We start from the raw sequence: 18,473 nt of genomic DNA, 5'->3' as shown, positions 1-18,473 counted from the left end.
CAACTTAAAATAATTACCTTACCTATTGCAATCTATTAGAGAGAATGATAGTTTTGCAGCTGCCTATCACTCGCCGTTGGTGTTTCAGCTGTTACTAGAAGTAAAATTCTCCCTTGATCTAATTTTTCTTCATATAAATCAGCTTCTTCCTTCGATACCCCCATTTCCTCCATTTGATTTCGGAGTTCGTCCCCTTTTTTGGAGAAAAAGTTGATAATACTTGTACCCAATCCTTGTTCTTTTACTCCAATCGTATTTGTGTTTGTATCATCCGCAATCTTTTTTGTTAGATGTTTTTCATGTGTTAAGACGTAAATTTCATCTTGGTGAATCCCTTGCAATTCTAGCTCTTTTACTTTCATAACTACTTCCTGTTCATTATTATATTCATGAACCACCGGTTTTCTTTCATTCTTATGCATCGTATTTTTCCTCCCTTAGATTTTTTATTTTCTTATTTAGTTGTTATGTAATATGTAATACACCTATTTTAAAGATGTTAAACCTAAATTTTCAAAAAACTTCACACAATAGGTTATTAATGTTTTTGAATATCAAAGAAATGTCACGAGCACTTTGCTTTGATAATAGTGTTACAAATAATGCTTTGTTTGGAAGGCAAGCCCCTTATTTTATAGAAAAAGTTAAAAAGGAGTACAAGATACGTTTTTCGTTAATTAAATCAAAAGAAAAATAAAAAACACTCCTTTTCAAAGAGTGCTTTTAAAAAATATATAGCCTAATAAAAATGTTTCTATTTTGATTACAGAAAGAAAGTCTTTCTTAAAACATATGGTTGCTAATTTAATTGCAATCTTCCTTGCACCCAAGCAGCAATATCATTTATAACATACTCAGGGATATTAGCAGGATTATAATATTCATCCGGTTTACTTATTTCTCCATAACCTTCTGTAAAGAAATGATTTAACTTTGGATATAGTTGATAATCAACGTTATCTCGTTCTTTTAATTGTTCTTTCCAAAGAGGAATTTCGATTTTTGATTGAACTTGATAGTCTCTTTCTCCTTGAATAATAAAAAGCGATGTCTTTTGTTCTTTTGACATTTCTGCTGCTTTAATTTTTCGGATAGAATTCTTACTTCACAGAATTTTTTTGCTGTTTTCACTATATACTTACTATACAAATGAAAATATACAACGATACTAAATATACAAACTTTGCATAAAAAATGATTTTATAGCCTCTTTTTAATATCCATGCCCACTTTGCCAACCACCATGTCCACCTTGCCAGCCACCGTGTCCGCCTTGCCAGCCACCGTGTCCACCTTGCCAGCCACCGTGTCCGCCTTGCCAGCCACCGTGTCCACCTTGCCAACCACCGTGTCCGCCTTGCCAACCACCGTGTCCGCCTTGCCAACCACCGTGTCCACCCGGCCAACCACCGTGTCCGCCTTGCCAACCACCGTGTCCACCTTGCCAACCACCGTGTCCACCCGGCCAACCACCACCGTGCCCGCCTTGCCACCAGCCTACATAGCCTTGTCTCTGTGAGTTCATTCCTTCGCATCCCTTCTTATTAAAAATTCAAATACTGTAACTGGGTATTCTCTAAATATAATTATGTATCCCAAAAATAAATGTATCCGCAAACATCCCGATTATTGGTAAAGTAATTATCTAATGAAAAAAAACATTTATTATTGCAAATCTAAGCTCTATTATTTTTTACTTTTCACTCCAGGATATCGAATCTTTTTTAATTCTTATGGATCTAAACTGATCCAATAGTGATTCTGGTGCAATTGCTCTGAAGTTTTTACACTAGAACCTTCTTATTTACGCATTGAAAAATGTTACCTATAACGGAAAAGCCCAATTTCTCTATTTAAACAAACTGCAAGTAACCAATTATCCTTAGAATGAGTGGTTACTCGGTATTTCTATATAAAGAGCCATAAAAATAATGTCAGCATAAGAACCATCTTTGAACCTAATTTGGTTTATTTTCCTACCTTCTTCTTTAAACCCTAATCTTTTGTATAAATTTATAGCTCGTTCGTTGTTTGAAAATACATCCAGGCATATCTTTTCTAATCATTCTTGTTCTTTTGCCCATTCTATAAAATGAGAAAGTAATTTTGATCCAATCCCCATTCCAAATGAACCGGTATGGTGTAAACTCATATGAGGGGTCTAGAAAAAGATAGAAAACCGATGATTTGAACATTAAATTCTACTACTAATGTCAACCCTCCATTTTCTTGTCCGGTTTGTATCTTTTTTTGATACTCTTCTGCCTTTTCTTGCGGCTCTTCAGGTGATCGAAGAAAAAAGGTTGTAGTTTAATCTGTACCCTATAAAATGGACAGTTTAATAATAGGCTCTTTCTTTAATCCATGGACATGTGACGAGACCCTATGCCCATCAACTTAAGAATTCAGAATTACCCCAAGATGAAAAAATGAGCGTTCTTGTTACAAGTTAACACAAAATTTCATTCTGGGGGTACTATAAAACCTTAGATTGATAGCGATGTGGCGACACTCTTATTCAAGGCATTTCTCCTTCTAAAACAGACAGTACTTACAATCTTAGTACGAATCACAGTTGAATTCATGTTACTTAATCGTTCCCATCCCACCAATTTTAATCTTAACCTTGACGTTTACATCGCCTTTTGCTAATGCGTTATTCCAATTATTTTGGACTTTTTTCCATTCTGAATATGTGTACGTTCTCGCATACCCTCCAAGCCCAATAGGATCGATTTTGGCGGTTTGTATTTTTTGTATTAATTGCTTGAAATCAGCTTCCAGCTTAGTTTCAATCGCCTTTTGTAATTTTGCTGCGTCTTTTCTTGTATTAAAGGAAAAAAGTCGTTCTGTAATACCGATTCTCATCTTTACATACACATTAAATATAAAATGATTATCATATTTTGTCTTTGTCTTTACTTTAATACCATAGGCAGTAAAACTTATCAATTCTTTATCTTGACTATTCGAATTTATCTTAATTGGAACTGTAAATGATAACTCCCCTGCAGTTCCTTGTTGCAAAATACGTAAGAGTTTGTTTTCATCAGGTTCTAACGTTAATTTGTACTTTCCTTTTTCATCCAATAAGGCTGTACCTGTCACCCATATTTTATGCTTTTTTTTCACTTCAGTAATATTTGCTGTTAGCCCTTTGTCTGCTTTTTGTTCATATAATTCTTGAAGTGTTGTTTTCACTGTAATATTTCTTAAAAAAGCGGTATCAACTAGTTTTGTCAAATATATAGGAAGCCTTGGTTTATCTTTTGGGCTATAAAAGATGACGTCCGAAACAGGTCCATCCACAGCGACAACCCTTGCAGTAACTGTATTTTTCGGATCCCGGTAAAATGGATCGAGGTAATTTTCCCAGTTTTTTTGTTTCAGTAGCCTTTTTCCAACTAAAATGACCTGTGTTTTACTTCCGGCGGTAAGCGCCATAACCGTAGCATCAAATTGGTCTCTAGATTTTCGAACCGTAGCAGATTTCACACCAGTAGTTTCTTCTTTTATTTTTGCTTCTTTATTGAAAACAGGGCTTGATATATACACTAATAAATTATCATTAGGATCTAAATCGATACCAAGAATAAGAGTAAGAGAAACATCTTCAACATTTCTTTGATCGAAGCATCCAGTCATCAAGAACACCAATAACAAAATACAACATAGTACTTTTCTTTTCAATGTATTCTCCTCCGGCGAAACTTCTCATATAGACAGCAATACAGCCATAAGATAATAGGTAATATATATGTTAATCCTAATCCAGTATTCGATAATACCTGTTGCCAAATTTCGGCTTCATTCCAACTAGGATGAGTCCAAAATGTGAATCCGATAATAAGCAATAAGAGAACAACTACATGAGAGCTGTGATCTTGTTTTCTAAGTAATTGGCTAGAACAAAATACCGAACAGTATAGGGCAGGGATCCATGATGTGGAAACAATGGTTAAGTAAACAGCCAATAAAATCATGTCAAAACGTTCTAAAAAACGAAATTCAATTACTTTCAGTAAATTTATTACCGGTTGATTATATTGCGTAATGCTATCAGGGCTAAAATAGGCAAAGCAAACAATAGTAGCAAATAAATAAAATAACATTGTTAAGGTGTTTGCTATAACCATTCCATGGACTGCATACTGTTTTTTTTGTAAAAATGGATATAAAAAGAAAGCAATATCAAACCCTAAATAAGCATAAACAGTGCTTGGTACAGCGGTTAATATCGGTTTCCACCCTTCTTTTAAAAGCGGAAAAAAGGGCATCCAACTTCCATTCCCTATAAGAGGGATTAAAAAAAATATCGGAATCCACAGCGCCATATAAAAAAAAAGTTCAGCGTATCGTCCTAAAATACTAGGACCGCTACGTGCAACAAAATAGGTAGGAATCGAAAACAAAAAGATAACGATATAGTCAGGTGTTTTCGGGAGAAGCCATCCCTTAAGGTAAAGCATAGCGTTTATAAGAACGATACAAGAATAAAAAGCGAAGTACATCATGTAAATAACAACGAATGCTTTCCCTACTATTTTTCCAAACAATCGTATAAGAATATCATAAATCGTATCCTCAGGATATCTTGCAGCTGTTTTCACTATAAACACACCTGATATTGTGGAGAAAATCCAACCAATCAATATAGCTATCCATCCATCTGTTCCAGCCTTTTCTGCAAGCACACGTGGAAGCGATAAAACGCCAGTGCCCACCTGCACTCCATTAATTAAAATAATATACTGCATAAGAGTGATTTCATTATAGGCATACTTTTTCATAATTTCACCTTTTATTACGATTCTTTCCTTGTCGAATAGTTTGATTGGTTCCATTCCCCTTAGGACGCCTTCTTATCGTCCATAAAGGAAAGCGTACAAAAACATCTTTCATATCTGCAAAACGAAAGGGTGCTAATGGTGTTCCGTAAAATGTACCTAGCGATTTAAGACTACTTAGATGCCCAATTAAAGTCATCCACCCGATAACAAGTCCTACAATTCCAAATAAGGCAGCTGCTAGCATCATTGGAAAACGTAAAAGTCTTACTGCCGCTCCCATATCATAGTTAGGAATAACAAAAGAAGAGATAGCGGTAACAGCGACAACAATAATCATAATATTGCTTACAATTCCCGCCTGAACAGCCGCCTGACCAATGACAATACCACCTACAATTCCAACTGTCTGACCAATCGGAGTAGGTATCCGTAAAGCCCCTTCTCTCATCGTTTCCAATGTTATTTCCATAAGTAACGCTTCCATAACTGGAGAAAAGGGTACGCGCGTTCTTGATTCAGCAATAGATAAATATAGCTCTACAGGAATAACTTCAAAATTAAAGGAAATAAACGCAACATAACTCGCCGGCAGAAATAAAGCAACCATAAAGGCGACAAAACGAAGCAACCGAATAGATGAAGCAACTAACCACCTTGTACCGTAATCATCCACTCCTTGAAAAAAGGAAATAAAATTTGTTGGAGTAATTAATACATTAGGTGAATGATCCATTACAGTTACAAATCTGCCCTGTAAAATGTGAGATACAGCCAAATCAGGTCTTTCAGTTAATATAAATTGCGGAAACGGCGAGTAAGGGTGATCTTCAATGAATTCTATAAGTTCGCCATTACTAGTCACTGCGTCGATTGTAATATTTTGAATTCGTGTTTCTAATTCCTTCAGCACATCTTCAGAAGCTACATCTTTCAAATATAAAATAGAAATTTTGGTTTTGCTTCGTACACCAATTACTGTTTCTTTTATCGCTAATTCACGATGAGGAATATATCTTCGAATCATTGCGATATTTTGACTTCCAGTTTCTATGAATGCTTGATGTGTACCTTTTAGAGCTATTTCGTTATGTGCATCTTCAACACTTCTTTGTGGCCATCCTTTTGTATCCAATTGATGTGCTGTTGTTCGACTGTGAATTAATAAAACACTATCTCCTCCAAAAATAGCATTTTCAATCTGACTTAATGTATTAATAATCTTAATTTGTCCTAACGGAATTGGAAGTTCTCTATTAGTATCAAAATCAATATTCATCAAAGGACTGAGAACATGATTTTGAATCAATTCTTTATCTGTTAATCCAGATAAGTATACTAAGGCTGCTTCTAATCCACCTACTGTTATTTGAAACTGCCGAATTACTAAATCAGGCGCTTGACGAAATATATTCTGAATATGAGCTATGTTTTTGGATAAATCAGCGTCTAAGAGGGAGTCTTCAATATTTTTTTCCTGAAAATGAGTATTGTCTCGTATTGAACATGACTTAGGGTTGTCTCTATATTTTAAACGTGTCAAAAATTTAGCCATGATTCCCTCACTTTCTATGTACCTTTTATAGTATGTTTAGTATGCATATATTAAGGAAAAATATCCTAATAGTTCCTACAATTACACTTTTAAGACATTAGATACATTTCTTGCTGTCTTTTTTACTCATGTATTCCTTTTTGTTGTTGATGTAACTTTTCAATTGTAACTGACACACATCTGAAACTCTAAACCCTCTCTCTTCCCTAACGACTACTAATCGTAAAATTTCAGAATCTAAATTGTGTAAATTCCCCAATACTCGCTACCCTATAAAGATACATGTTTAACATGTTGATGATAGTTTTTCTTTTCTCTTCTATATGTTCTAGTAACATAATGTTTGGTTAAAATAACCTTTAAACTCTTTTTAAGAAAAACTTAAGAAAATCTCCCTTTATTCATAAGAATTTTTTTCTATACTGAAGCATATAAATGAACAAGAAGAGAAACGATCATGAAGAAATTTATAATTTGCATAATAGGAATCGGTCTTCCTATATACTTACTACCTTTCATATTACGCGGGAATTTAGACAAATTTAATCCGATTGCTGAAGAGAAAAATGTATATGCCGTTGCGACAGGATATGGTGTTCCGGATTACCATCATAAAGGAAGAGCTATGTACTCACTAAAAGGTGTTGATAAATTAAGGAATGAGAAAAAATATACAGTAGGAACGAACACTCCTAATGACTTTATAAGAAAAACTTACTTAAAAATTCATGTAAAAGGTAAGTATGTGTACTCTTACGATGTTATCTCTGAAAAGGACATTCGGGAGAAAATAAGAGGACAATTGAAAATAGTAGATAATTAAAAGAGCCTACTCGTATGAGTTGGCTCTTTATTTCCTCTCTCGTCTATCATTGTACTATCTTAAGAGAGAGGCATTCTTTTGATAAATTTATGAAATTCGCTATCATTGTTTTAATAACCATTGCTCAATTACTTTCACTGTTTCATCTCGTTGTGCTTTTGGCGTAATTAAACTCGCATTATCACCTTTTTGCTCACCATACATGCCAAAATGAGCATGATTGCCCCCTTTTATCATGTGCATAGTTGTATTTTTGGACATGAACTTTTTATTGTTCTCTATTTTTTCTACAGTTGCTAAAGCATCTACTTCTCCATAAATAGATAACATTGGAATCGATTTTGTAGAGAAATCTTCTGCAGGATAAGAGCCTAAGAAAATGATCCCGTCTACCTTGTCTTCATTCTGAAAGGCATACTTAGAAATCATAGCTCCGCCCATTGAATGTCCAGCAACGTACCATTTTTGAACCCCAGGATACTCTTCAATTACACTATCTACCGCATTGATTCCAAGTATCGCTAAGTTTAATGGTAACTTAGGCATTACTACAAAATGCCCATCTTTTGCAAGAGCTTCCCCTAAGTAACTATAAGCCTCAGCTTCTACTTTAGCACCTTGATAAAAAATAACCCCTACTTTAGCATCTTTCGCTCCAAAAACTATATTATCTTCATCTTTTTTATCATCCACTAACGACAAAGCCTCTTTCGTTGGTTTGTAAGTAAACTGGGACCAAGTAAAAAAAGTAATACTCCCTATAAGTAAAATACCGAGTAAAGAGTACAGAACAATTTTTATCCATTTCTTCATATGTATGACCTCCCTAAGATGTATATATTCTATATTTTAGATTACCATTAATAAACATAAAAACTCGAGCATTTTTATTATGCTCAAGTTTTCATTTACGTCTTTAATTTATACTATAAATTGTCCAAGATAAATATGTAGCAAATGCAGACCATAAAAAATACGGAATTAGCAACCATGTCGATACTTTAGATAAATTGGAAGAAAACGCTATGAGAAGTAACGTAGTAATAGCGACTAGTAAACAGTCTACTGTTGCTAAAAACAAATTTTTTTGACTGAATTGAAAGTAGCTGAACGCTTGATTGCACATATAATTTAAAAGGAATACAAACCAAAATGTTTTTGGCTTTAATCCATATTTGTTGTAAATAATTGCAACTGATAATGCAATAAGTCCATATAATACAGCCCAAATCATTCCGATTGTCATACCAGTAGGTGTCCAAGACGGCTTTTCTAGTGCATCGTACCAAATACGATCAATAGGAAATAAAATACTAGAAACATAAAACAAACCATATGTTAGTAAAAATACTATGATACTAGATTTTTTCATAAACATTCTCCTTTTTCAGTAGAAGGTTTTAGAAACTTTATATGATTAGTATGTCCTTGTAATGGATAAATTTCTAATATTTAAATTTCAAATACATATCGTTTAATCTATTTTATACGAACTCTTTCATACTTTTATATGCACACAGTGCTCTCTCGCGTGCTGCCTTATGATCAACGACTGGCAAAGGATATGCATTACCAAGCTTAATATTGGCCTTTTGTAAAATATGCTCAGGTGCTTCCCAAGGTTTATGTATATACTTATTCGGTATATCTCTTAATTCTGGTACCCATTTTCTTATATACTCTCCATTTTTATCAAACTTTTCTCCTTGTGTGATAGGATTAAAAATACGAAAGTACGGTGATGCATCTGCTCCACTTCCAGCAACCCATTGCCATCCCATTGTATTATTTGCAATATCCGCATCTAGTAGTGTATCCATAAACCATTTTGCTCCTTCCTGCCACGGAATTAATAAATGTTTTACAAGAAAAGAGGCTACAGCCATTCTTGTCCGATTATGCATAAAACCTGTTTGCCAAAGCTCCCGCATTCCCGCATCAATAAACGGATAACCAGTTTCACCTTTTTGCCATACTCTTAATAACTCCTCTTCCTTATTCCACGGAAAATGTTCAAAGTTCTTATTAAGAGGTTTATATACTGCAAACGGATAGTGATATAGCAAATAATAAGAAAACTCTCGCCAAATTAATTGGCGTATAAAGCTATTCACTTGTTTTTCAAAAAGACTACATTGTCTTTCGGTACTTTTATTTATTAAGTAATGATACATTAACTTCACTGATATTTGGCCAAATGAAAGATATGGCGCCAACATCGAATGAGCATTTTGATTTGGAAAATCCCTTCCTTCACTATAAGAGGCTAATTTGCTAGAGAAAAATTTCTTGAATGTTTTGTATGCCCCTTCCTCTGTAGGCTCCCACATTGATTCAATATGAGATGTCCACGGTATCGTTGGTAGCAAGTGTAATTCTGAAACAGATAAGCTTGCTGGCAAAGAGCTTCCCCATTTTATACTCTGCACTTTACTAACAGGCTTAGGTATTACCTGCTTTTGAAATGCATTATAAAAAGGCGTAAACACCTTATATTCAGTGTTATCCTTCTTTTTTATAATCCACGATTCTAATAATAAATGCGAATTAAATCCCTTACAAATAATACCTTTATCTTCTAACATCATTTTCATTTTTTGATTAGATTTTAACCTGTCCGGATCATAGCAAATATTCCAATATACAGCCGTTATATCTAATTTTTCTATGAGAGAAAGTATTGCTTCCTCCGTACGTCCTTTACGAATTATTAAAGTGGAGCCCAATGCCTCAAGTTGCTTCTTTACATCTATTACAGCATGGTGCAACCACCACTTTGATGCCTCCCCCATTGAAAAAGCTTCATCTTGTACATATACTGGAAGAACCTCACCAGACTGAACAGCCTCAAATAGCGCTGGGTTATCATATAAACGAAAATCTTTTTGAAACATAACGATAATTTTATTTTGCATGGCTACCTCTTCTGATTCTTAAAACATAATAAAATTTATTATACAACAGCAATTTATACATAAGAATTTATTTGTCTTTAATAAATTAGTTAACTTTTTCAACTATTTTATTAGTAGGAATTTTAACAACCGTTTCTTTTTCCCCTATTCTATCAATCTTGAAACCATGAACTTTAACATCAGACGGTACTAGTGGATGATGACAAATCATATCTATACTCTTCTCAATATTTTCACTAACATTTTCTTTTCCACTTAGCCATTCATCGAGGCTACCACTTGAAAATTCAGGCATGCAATTTTCAAAGAGATAGTCTAGTTCCCTGTTATTTTTTATGAAATCACGTTGAATTTGTAGATTAACTGGAGAAGTTTCTTTATCCTCTATTCCTACAACAAAAATTTCTTCAACATTTTCTTGATAAATAGCAATAATAATAGATCTCATTATATCTCCATAAGGATGTACAATTACAGAATCGTAGCTGTGTATAGTCAACATGTTTTCTTGTTGACTGTTAGTTACTTGTTGGATAATAGGCTCTATTCCGTGTTCAATGTCTGTTAACAATAAAACTTTTTTATTCTTTGAATTCATATGAAGCACTCCTTCTTCATTATTGTATTTATGAAACTTTTAAGCTAGTAACAATAGTTGATTATTCATTACATAGTTGTTACCAGTTTTTCCAACGTCCCTCTGGATCAACACTTGTAAGTCTAACCCATCCATTTTTAACTTTTTCTCGAAATGTGAAATCATTATTTAGCAAACGCTCTATATATTCAATAGGCGCTTGAATTACAATTAGTAAACGAAGTGGTGAATGATACGTCTCACTATCTGACTGCATAACCGATTGCCAAGGTAAGCCTGGCAACAGGTCACTTGCATTTCCTTGCATAACACCGAGACCTGCCGTTACAGTTTGGGTTGTTTTGTTTCCACTACCATAATAATGAGGCGCTACAGTTGAAGCGTAATATTGTAAATTTATCCACTGAGCTACTGTTCCTGGTCCTGCAATAATGTTAGCTAATATATCGCCACTTTCATCCTGTTTCCAATCATAATTATGGAGGAACGCCCTACCTTCTAAGTCACAATCCTGAGTTAATTCTCGTTGCCCGATAATAAAAGATGCATTACGAGCTAATCCCCATTCTGGACGTATTTCACTCCAATCTTCTGCAAATCGATGTGCCTCTTTACTCGCATTTTTTATTTTCGTTTTAAAATTTGGTAATTGCGTTAAACGCTCTCTATTTGCATGTTGGCTCACATTTGGCATAATCGACTCGATACAATCAAATGCTTCTTGCGCAGCTTCCGAAAGTTCTGGGACGTAAATCCATTCCAATTCGTCCACTGTTGTTTTATGTTCAGCTGCTGCAAAAATGGTATCCTCAGGAATTTTAATACCTTCAGCAAACAACGCTTCTCTCACTTCTGGAAGATTACATAAAGTAGCAAAAACTCTTGCATTGAATCCTCCTGCTGCTCCGCCACAAGCACCACATTCAAGTGCTGCAGCATAAGGATTATTCGTACTTTGACTACTATGTCCACACATTACAACTAAAGGAGCAAATTTTTCTGTCAGTCCCACCATTTTTAAAGCTTGACGCACATAATTCACTTTTTCTTCTTTCGTAAAACCGATAGGTATCCCGCCTTTTGTGTCATAAACATGATTAAGCGAGAATGTTGTATCAGGTTTTTGTAACATAGTTTTACGAAGGTTACGAATTAAACCACCAACTCCTCTTGGGACAAAGCTTCTTGTCACCATTTGTAGACCAAATAAAGGACCACTTAACTCAGGTAGCGCCATACTCGTCAGTACGTTCTGTTTCATCGTTTTAAATGTATAACGCACCGAACTGCCTACCCTCTTACGTTGCTCATAAGATTTAAATTCATTTTCATCTGTGAGCTCTTTTATTTGATGCTTCGGTTTCAGTATAACTGGCAAAGAAGGATGGCTGTCATTACTACCTAGTTCACTAGTTGCAATTGGTAACCCAAAGAAACCAGCTATTCCAAACGTTTCAAACGGACCTAGTTTTTCTAAGTGGCGACGAAACGGTTCTGAACGTACATCAATACAAAATGCTAATTGAGCTAATACATGCTTTTTATCATTAGTTACACGCTGTTTAGAACCAATCTTCTCCCTTAATTGCTCTGCATGCGTCTGTTCCCAGGCTTCCAACCAAAGTTTCCTGCAAATATTTTCATCAAAACGATAAGCAAATGCTAATAATTCGCTTTGTTCAGCTGCAGGCATTTGTAACCATTCCTCTATTGAAATATCTCCCCAATAGATCCAAGAAGCTATAAGCGGGACGATCGCAACTTTTTTCTCAACCTTTTGATTTTTTAAAGGTAAATAAGTTTTTGCAATAGCCAGCTCCATAGAAATTCGAACTGCTAAATATTCTATTAGGAGTTCCTGTTCCTGAATTGATTGTTGTGAGCGCCATCGTATCATTCCTGCCCACCCAGGCAAAGAAAGTAAGTGTCCTTCAAGGTAAGCTTGTATGTTAGATTCAGAAATTCCTATTTCAGATAATGCTCTCGCTAAAGCTACTTGGGCATCTTGTGGCCAATCTTTTAAAACTTTACGCTCATTTTTACTGAGCGCTGGATCAAATTTAATAAGGTGTTGCCATGCACGATAAAAACCTTTCTCTCGATTTGGCATCGTCCAACTTGATCCGGAGTCATCAAGATATAATTTACACCATTTAATGATATGATAATTAAGAATATCAGATAGGTTTTCACTATTTTGATTCTCTATAAGCGAACTTATTGGCTGCATAACAGAGGCTTTCATACTTGCTGTATTTATATAACTCATTTCTTCTGCCAATTTATTTAATTCTGGCGATGATAATAGACTAGAAGGTAATTTTTCTAACTTTAAAGCTACTTGGCAAAATCGCTCTGCTTTCTCTCGCGGAATATTAAAAGATTGTGAATCCAGCCAACGAGACAAACTCATTTGTAAAAATGATTCCTCAATCTCACCTTTCGCTTTTGCCGAATGAATCATGGAGGCACTAGGATAAATATCCACATTACGAGCTTCTTTTAACCAATTTGCGACTTGTTCAAATGATTGCTTTTCAAGTCCCATCCAAGGGTGGTGAGCTGCAAACGTAGAGATAGGCCAAAGTGGTGCAATCACTCGGCTAGCAGATGCAACTAAATCATTTATATTATTTTCTTGCATATCAATGTTTGTATCTTTCTTTAATATTGACGGTATGCTCATTACGAATTACCTCCCTTTGATACATAATGTTTCAGGTAGCTTGGGTGACTTTCTACTGACTTTCTTCTCGCCTCACCTACTCGAACTAACCAAAGATAAAGTACAGCGAATAAAGTAGAAGATTGATTACGAGTAACGAAAGTACTAATAGCACTACTAAATAGTAAAATACATATAACAAAGATAACGGCTGGAACTGAAGGTTGAACACTTTGATAAATATCAGTATGCAACCATTTATAAAGAGAATTATGAACAGTAAAGTAAATGAGAGAAAATCCAATCAAAACAATTAAGCCAGCAATTCGTCCCATTCTTCCCTCTCCAAAAACAACAAGCTGTTTCCATGAAAAGTATAGTGACCAGCCTAAGATTAAAGCACTAACTAGTTGATACCCCTCTCCAGAGGTGATAAACCAGAAAGTAATTGCTATAAATAATCCTAAAACACGCCCGACTATAATCCATAAATTGGACATCTTTTCATTAGACTGCTTCACTACCCCAAAACGTTCTACTGAAGAACCAGCTTGTAAAAACAGTGTAGCTTTAAACAAACCATGTAAAATTAAATGAATAATAGCCGCTAAATAAGCGCCTAATGCACATTGAATAAGCATAAATCCCATTTGTGCAATAGTTGAACCTACTAGCTGACGTTTATAATCAACTTGGACTAAACTAATTCCTGTTCCGATTAAGACAGAAATACTAGAGAAAATAAGTAAAATGATTTGTGCAATATCATCATGAAAAAGAGGCGAAAATCTAGTTAACATGATACCACCAGCATTTACTAAACCCGCATGCATAATAGCTGAAACAGGAGTTGGAGCAACAGCAGATTCAATTAACCATCTTTGAAAAGGCCATTGTGCTGCTGGAATCATCACAGCTAATATAATTAATAAATTGATTGCTGTTCTTTCCAATGTTCCATATTGTGCTACATTTTCATTCATTAAAACTGATGTTAACTGCCACTGTCCTGTTATTTGAAAAAGCCAGATTATAGCTGATAGCAAGGCAATCCAACTTAATGTAAATAAATAACCAGAGATTTTTGTTGCTTCACTAACTACTTTCCACCCTTTATTTAGCCCTATGAGTAGAACCAATCCTATAAGCGTTGCTCCCCAACAAATGATCATTAAGCGAAGATCGTCACTTAACCATGCAACCGAAGATACACTTGTAGTAAATGTAAAAAGTGCAAAGTATTTTCGATATGAGCGATCTCCCATTAAGTAACGTACAGAAAAACGCTGAATGATTAAACCAATTGTAAGAACAAAGAAAGCCATTAACCAAGCTAAAGTATCTAGATGCCAAGGCCCCACAACTCTATCTCCATTGTTATTAACAAGTGCGAGTAAAGAAACCAATGAAGGCAAAGCGGCGATAGCAATATGGATATGAACAAAACGTAAAGGTATCCTTGCATTTAAAAACAATAATCCACTTAGCCAAGAAGCACTAAGTGCCATAAAAAATAATGTTAACAGTGTTGATGAACTTAGCGAAATTAACATGTATAATACTCCCTTCCAAACGAAAATAAAAATTTCTTTTAAGTAAGATAGTTTTTTAATTTCCATTTCCATTCACTCTTTTTAGTGCATCGTTTTTTCCCATAAAAAAACCGACAACTTCCATAATTCAATGATTTTATATCATCATTGAATTATGGAGATTGTCGGTTTCCCTTCAACTAACTTCAATAAAGTTTTTTGAAGAGCTCCCATTTTATAGAGGATAATAATGTATGTATTACTCCTATTAAAAAGAAATGTATATTTCTGATCTCCTAGATTATGCAATCAATATATCAATTTATGTTATACGCTATCTTTTAATTAAGAAACTTTTTCATTTAGTCAATATTACATATTAAAAAAATGCTAAAGCCTTAATTATAGCAAACTGTTAAAATGAGCATCCATTAATTTTTAAAACAATTATAAGATAAACCATATTAAGCAGTTTGTCAATTTCTTTATCCGTTTTTTAAGAGTTATTAGAATTAAGATTTATTATACCTAAATAACTTCAAGTTTTTAATTATTAGCCTGTTAATAAAGTGCAAAACTTGTAGGTTTCTTAATCCTTCCACTAACCTTAAGGTATTTTTAAAATTTCTCCTCAAGATTATGAAGCAATTTAAAAATCATTACTCGTTCGCCTGTACGGGAGCTTATATCCGTATGAAAGCTTTTCACTTTTTCTCCTGTTAATTCTAGAATAATATCTTTCAAATCTTCAATTCCAGATTCAACTAGCTCCGAACGATTTTTCTTTATCGTTAGCATACCGTCTTTCGTTTCGCAAACAGTATATTCAGCTGGCGTTAAAATACCTTGTAAATTTACAATAATCATATCCCGTAATATATCTGTCTTAACGGATATAGATCCGCGTCCTAGGTAGTCCTTTTCCCAGTGAGTAATTGCTTTGCTTATCTCTGATTCAATAGAGCCTTTTGAGTTTTTCATCTTTGTATCCTCCTTCAATAAAATGTAATTATATTTATAATTACATTAACAATATAATAATCTGGATTGATTTTATTTTCAATTATTGAGAAGAATTTATAGGAATTGTAGTCAGGAATTCTTTAATATTATAGTGCAATTTTAATATAGAATTTTTCAATTATCCTCAACACGTTACTCCTACTAAAAAGGCTCTGTTACACAGATTTCTAAAAAAACATTCCGGAGAAAATAAGAAATCTCTTGTAACGTAATACATAAACGAAAGAGCCGATTTCTTTATAAAATAGGAAATCGACTTTTGGCTTAGTTATTGATTTAGTAATAAAAACACTTTTTAAAAGAAATAAGCTTATGCTATAGACGTTGATCTTTCTGGAAATTCAAACGAAAATGATCTTCATCATTATATACACCAAATTCATACCCTTTCTCTTTATAAAATTTAATAATTTCAGGAAGAGCTTGTAATGTTTGCGCCTTTTCATGCATTAAAACAACTTCTACTTCTTCTGTTGTCTGTTTCTTTACATTATCGATAATCTGAGTTGGATTATCTTTTAATTTCCAATCATTTGAGTCTATTGTCCAATCCCAAACTTTTATTGCTGCTTCTACAATTTGATTACGAATTTCCTCACCCTTTAATCCTGGTGCAGATCCATATGGCGGACGAACTAGTTTAGGAGTTGTACCCGTAATATTATGGATAAGAGCTAACGTTTCTTTCATCTCCGGTACAAATTGTCCTTTTTTGTATAACTTATCACTATTATGTGTCATACTATGAGCACCAATATAATGCCCTTCTTTTACTGCTCGCTTTACGTTTTCCTGAAAAGCGGTATTCTGTAAATTGCTACCTTGCATAAAAAATGTCGAAGCAACATGTTGCTCTTTTAGTACATCTAAAAATTTCCCAGTTAATTCGCTAGGACCGTCATCGAATGTTAAATAAACAACCTTTCCTACCGGTTTTCCATCAGGTCTTTTCTGTTTTGCCGGTGGTGTTTCTTTTTTCTTTTCTTGTTGTTGCGTATTAACTTGATTACTACTTTCGTTAGCTACTCCCTTCGCTGGGGTAGAGTTCCATTTCCCAATTAAAAAGAAGGTGAAAAAGGTCGTTGCTAAAACAACTCCTAGAGATATTATTACCTTATTTAGTCGACTTGTTTTTTTCTTATTTTGTGATTCTTTCATTATTTTTCGATCCTTTCCCTATTAATTTTTATATTCATTATTTATACAGCTGAGCATTAACTCCATGCTGATGTTTACAATAAATAGATTAATAGAGGAAGGTGAAGATAAAATGCAGATAATGTCGAATTTAGTTAAAGAATAACGTATGGCATCCACTCTTTAAAAAAATATTTGTTTCTCTACTACAGTTAAATTTGAAAACTGGATATACATCCAAAATAAAAGATACTACTCTTTCTAAACAATATTTTTATATCAAGATAACAACATACTGGTATAAAGATAAAATACAAAGATAGCCGTACTATTGAAATTCTATTATAATTTTGTAATTGGAATTCATTTGAACCAAATGAAAAACTAGAAGAAATATTATTATGTGGAGGTGCCCCGATAAACCTTGTAATTAGAGAGTTAGAAACAAATGATTTAGATAATCTCCCGGAGATTGATGACAGTTTTATAGTGAATGCTCGGTTAATTCTTTCTCTTTCCAAAGGAAATAAACGTATAGAATATACAGTAGAAGACGTTCCGAGTTATGAAAAAAGTTATTTACAAAATCAAGATGATAATGAAGAACTGGCTTACAATGAATATATAAATAAACCTAATCAAGTAATTTACATAGCACTGTTACATAACCAAATCATTGGATTAATGGTATTGAAAAAGAATTGGAACCACTATGCTTACATAGAAGATATAACGGTAGATAAAAAATATCGTACACTCGGAGTTGGTAAAAGATTAGTTGATCAAGCAAAGCAGTGGGCAAAAAAAGGAAATATGCCAGGTATCATGCTCGAAACGCAAAATAATAATGTCGCAGCATGTAAGTTTTATGAAAAATGCGGATTTGTAATTGGCGGGTTTGATCTTCTTGTTTATAAAGGTTTGGATATTGAAAATGATGAAGTTGCGATTTATTGGTATTTGCATTTCAAATAAAACTGTTTTTAGCATTAAACAAAATTAAAACCCCAATCTCTCTATATTAAAATTGAGAAACTGGGGTTAAGTTACTTAACAATATTTTTCATTTAAAACAAATAACTAATTAATAATCCTGCTGATAATAAGAAGCCAAAAATCGTATTTGTCATCGCTGTTGATTTCATTGCGATGCGCATATACCCAGGATCCTTTGCCCCTTTTTGGAAACTTTGAATCGCAGAAATTGGCTTTCTCAAACCTAGGAACATAACTAATGCCCAAGGGCTTATATAACCCATTAATACAATTACGGCAATCCATAAATACGCAATGAAAAAAGCTATCGCTAGTGTTACCACAGCTTTCTCTCTTCCAAGGAGGATTACTAATGTCTTTCTTCCACCTTTAATATCTTCTTCGATATCTCGGATGTTATTCGACATATTGATTGCACCGACTAAAATTCCAATTGGAATGG

Annotated in this window: 16 protein-coding genes and 1 pseudogene; 2 read left to right on the top strand and 15 right to left on the bottom strand. The window is 34.0% G+C overall.

What is annotated here, in order from left to right; genetic code table 11:
* Positions 1 to 35 precede the first annotated feature (35 nt).
* From JFU02_RS00085 to JFU02_RS00060, 6 genes and pseudogenes are all read right to left on the bottom strand, one after another.
* Positions 36 to 422, bottom strand: coding sequence for a YflT domain-containing protein (locus JFU02_RS00085; protein ID WP_086406343.1), 387 nt, complete (start codon positions 420 to 422; stop codon positions 36 to 38).
* 377 nt (positions 423 to 799) lie between these two features.
* Positions 800 to 1,099: pseudogene (locus tag JFU02_RS00080) on the bottom strand (alpha/beta hydrolase); the annotation flags it as partial.
* Between the two features lie 101 nt (positions 1,100 to 1,200).
* Positions 1,201 to 1,431, bottom strand: coding sequence for a hypothetical protein (locus tag JFU02_RS00075; RefSeq protein WP_481748744.1), 231 nt, complete (start codon positions 1,429 to 1,431; stop codon positions 1,201 to 1,203).
* A 1,155-nt stretch (positions 1,432 to 2,586) separates the two neighbouring features.
* Complete coding sequence (locus JFU02_RS00070) at positions 2,587 to 3,690, bottom strand: Ger(x)C family spore germination protein (protein WP_086406340.1); 1,104 nt, start codon at positions 3,688 to 3,690, stop codon at positions 2,587 to 2,589.
* Complete coding sequence (locus JFU02_RS00065; RefSeq protein ID WP_086406349.1) at positions 3,687 to 4,790, bottom strand: GerAB/ArcD/ProY family transporter; 1,104 nt, start codon at positions 4,788 to 4,790, stop codon at positions 3,687 to 3,689. Before JFU02_RS00065 ends, JFU02_RS00070 begins: the two co-directional genes overlap by 4 nt.
* 4 nt (positions 4,791 to 4,794) lie before the next feature.
* Positions 4,795 to 6,342: a spore germination protein gene (locus tag JFU02_RS00060; RefSeq protein WP_086406339.1), complete on the bottom strand. Its 1,548-nt coding sequence runs from the start codon at positions 6,340 to 6,342 to the stop codon at positions 4,795 to 4,797.
* Positions 6,343 to 6,799: 457 nt separating this feature from the next.
* Here JFU02_RS00060 and JFU02_RS00055 point away from each other — a divergent pair, with 457 nt between their 5' ends.
* Positions 6,800 to 7,165 carry a YxeA family protein gene (locus JFU02_RS00055; RefSeq protein WP_201069411.1) on the top strand — a complete coding sequence of 122 codons (366 nt, stop codon included), beginning with the start codon at positions 6,800 to 6,802 and terminating at the stop codon, positions 7,163 to 7,165.
* 102 nt (positions 7,166 to 7,267) lie between these two features.
* On the opposite strand, the gene JFU02_RS00050 is transcribed toward JFU02_RS00055, so the two are convergent.
* The 8 genes from JFU02_RS00050 to JFU02_RS00015 form a co-directional block, all read right to left on the bottom strand.
* Positions 7,268 to 7,978 carry an alpha/beta hydrolase gene (locus JFU02_RS00050; RefSeq protein WP_086406337.1) on the bottom strand — a complete coding sequence of 237 codons (711 nt, stop codon included), beginning with the start codon at positions 7,976 to 7,978 and terminating at the stop codon, positions 7,268 to 7,270.
* 103 nt (positions 7,979 to 8,081) lie between these two features.
* The gene (locus JFU02_RS00045; protein ID WP_116365587.1) at positions 8,082 to 8,537 is read right to left on the bottom strand and encodes a TspO/MBR family protein; all 456 of its coding nucleotides are present in this window, start codon (positions 8,535 to 8,537) and stop codon (positions 8,082 to 8,084) included.
* 112 nt (positions 8,538 to 8,649) lie between these two features.
* Positions 8,650 to 10,080 carry a cryptochrome/photolyase family protein gene (locus JFU02_RS00040; RefSeq protein ID WP_086406335.1) on the bottom strand — a complete coding sequence of 477 codons (1,431 nt, stop codon included), beginning with the start codon at positions 10,078 to 10,080 and terminating at the stop codon, positions 8,650 to 8,652.
* Positions 10,081 to 10,165: 85 nt separating this feature from the next.
* Positions 10,166 to 10,678, bottom strand: a complete 513-nt coding sequence (locus tag JFU02_RS00035) for a carbonic anhydrase (protein ID WP_086406334.1) — start codon at positions 10,676 to 10,678, stop codon at positions 10,166 to 10,168.
* Between the two features lie 79 nt (positions 10,679 to 10,757).
* Positions 10,758 to 13,364 carry a DUF2309 domain-containing protein gene (locus tag JFU02_RS00030; protein WP_086406333.1) on the bottom strand — a complete coding sequence of 869 codons (2,607 nt, stop codon included), beginning with the start codon at positions 13,362 to 13,364 and terminating at the stop codon, positions 10,758 to 10,760.
* Complete coding sequence (locus JFU02_RS00025) at positions 13,364 to 14,896, bottom strand: NADH dehydrogenase subunit 5 (protein WP_086406348.1); 1,533 nt, start codon at positions 14,894 to 14,896, stop codon at positions 13,364 to 13,366. The genes JFU02_RS00030 and JFU02_RS00025 overlap by 1 nt, the downstream gene beginning before the upstream one ends.
* A gap of 597 nt (positions 14,897 to 15,493) precedes the next feature.
* Complete coding sequence (locus JFU02_RS00020) at positions 15,494 to 15,856, bottom strand: Na-translocating system protein MpsC family protein (protein ID WP_000798160.1); 363 nt, start codon at positions 15,854 to 15,856, stop codon at positions 15,494 to 15,496.
* A gap of 357 nt (positions 15,857 to 16,213) precedes the next feature.
* Positions 16,214 to 17,056, bottom strand: a complete 843-nt coding sequence (locus JFU02_RS00015) for a polysaccharide deacetylase family protein (RefSeq protein WP_098515883.1) — start codon at positions 17,054 to 17,056, stop codon at positions 16,214 to 16,216.
* A gap of 396 nt (positions 17,057 to 17,452) precedes the next feature.
* On the opposite strand from JFU02_RS00015, the gene satA reads away from it, so the two are divergent.
* Positions 17,453 to 18,010, top strand: a complete 558-nt coding sequence (gene satA / locus JFU02_RS00010) for a streptothricin N-acetyltransferase SatA (protein WP_098515884.1) — start codon at positions 17,453 to 17,455, stop codon at positions 18,008 to 18,010.
* Positions 18,011 to 18,102: 92 nt separating this feature from the next.
* Here the strand turns inward: satA and JFU02_RS00005 are convergent.
* On the bottom strand, positions 18,103 to 18,473 hold a 371-nt coding region (locus tag JFU02_RS00005; protein WP_201069410.1), incomplete at its 5' end, for a UbiA family prenyltransferase.

The sequence above is a fragment of the Bacillus sp. TH13 genome, from assembly GCF_016651175.1.
GTDB classification, from domain to species: domain Bacteria; phylum Bacillota; class Bacilli; order Bacillales; family Bacillaceae_G; genus Bacillus_A; species Bacillus_A thuringiensis_S.
This window is presented reverse-complemented; position numbering and strand designations above follow the sequence as displayed.

What these genes read in the sequence shown, in the direction of transcription:
- JFU02_RS00085 (WP_086406343.1), bottom strand. Translation starts at nt 422, where the DNA reads ATGCATAAGAATGAAAGAAAACCGGTGGTTCATGAATATAATAATGAA.
- JFU02_RS00065 (WP_086406349.1), bottom strand. Translation starts at nt 4,790, where the DNA reads ATGAAAAAGTATGCCTATAATGAAATCACTCTTATGCAGTATATTATT.
- JFU02_RS00060 (WP_086406339.1), bottom strand. Translation starts at nt 6,342, where the DNA reads ATGGCTAAATTTTTGACACGTTTAAAATATAGAGACAACCCTAAGTCA.
- JFU02_RS00055 (WP_201069411.1), top strand. Translation starts at nt 6,800, where the DNA reads ATGAAGAAATTTATAATTTGCATAATAGGAATCGGTCTTCCTATATAC.
- JFU02_RS00050 (WP_086406337.1), bottom strand. Translation starts at nt 7,978, where the DNA reads ATGAAGAAATGGATAAAAATTGTTCTGTACTCTTTACTCGGTATTTTA.
- JFU02_RS00045 (WP_116365587.1), bottom strand. Translation starts at nt 8,537, where the DNA reads ATGAAAAAATCTAGTATCATAGTATTTTTACTAACATATGGTTTGTTT.
- JFU02_RS00040 (WP_086406335.1), bottom strand. Translation starts at nt 10,080, where the DNA reads ATGCAAAATAAAATTATCGTTATGTTTCAAAAAGATTTTCGTTTATAT.
- JFU02_RS00035 (WP_086406334.1), bottom strand. Translation starts at nt 10,678, where the DNA reads ATGAATTCAAAGAATAAAAAAGTTTTATTGTTAACAGACATTGAACAC.
- JFU02_RS00030 (WP_086406333.1), bottom strand. Translation starts at nt 13,364, where the DNA reads ATGAGCATACCGTCAATATTAAAGAAAGATACAAACATTGATATGCAA.
- JFU02_RS00025 (WP_086406348.1), bottom strand. Translation starts at nt 14,896, where the DNA reads ATGTTAATTTCGCTAAGTTCATCAACACTGTTAACATTATTTTTTATG.
- JFU02_RS00020 (WP_000798160.1), bottom strand. Translation starts at nt 15,856, where the DNA reads ATGAAAAACTCAAAAGGCTCTATTGAATCAGAGATAAGCAAAGCAATT.
- JFU02_RS00015 (WP_098515883.1), bottom strand. Translation starts at nt 17,056, where the DNA reads ATGAAAGAATCACAAAATAAGAAAAAAACAAGTCGACTAAATAAGGTA.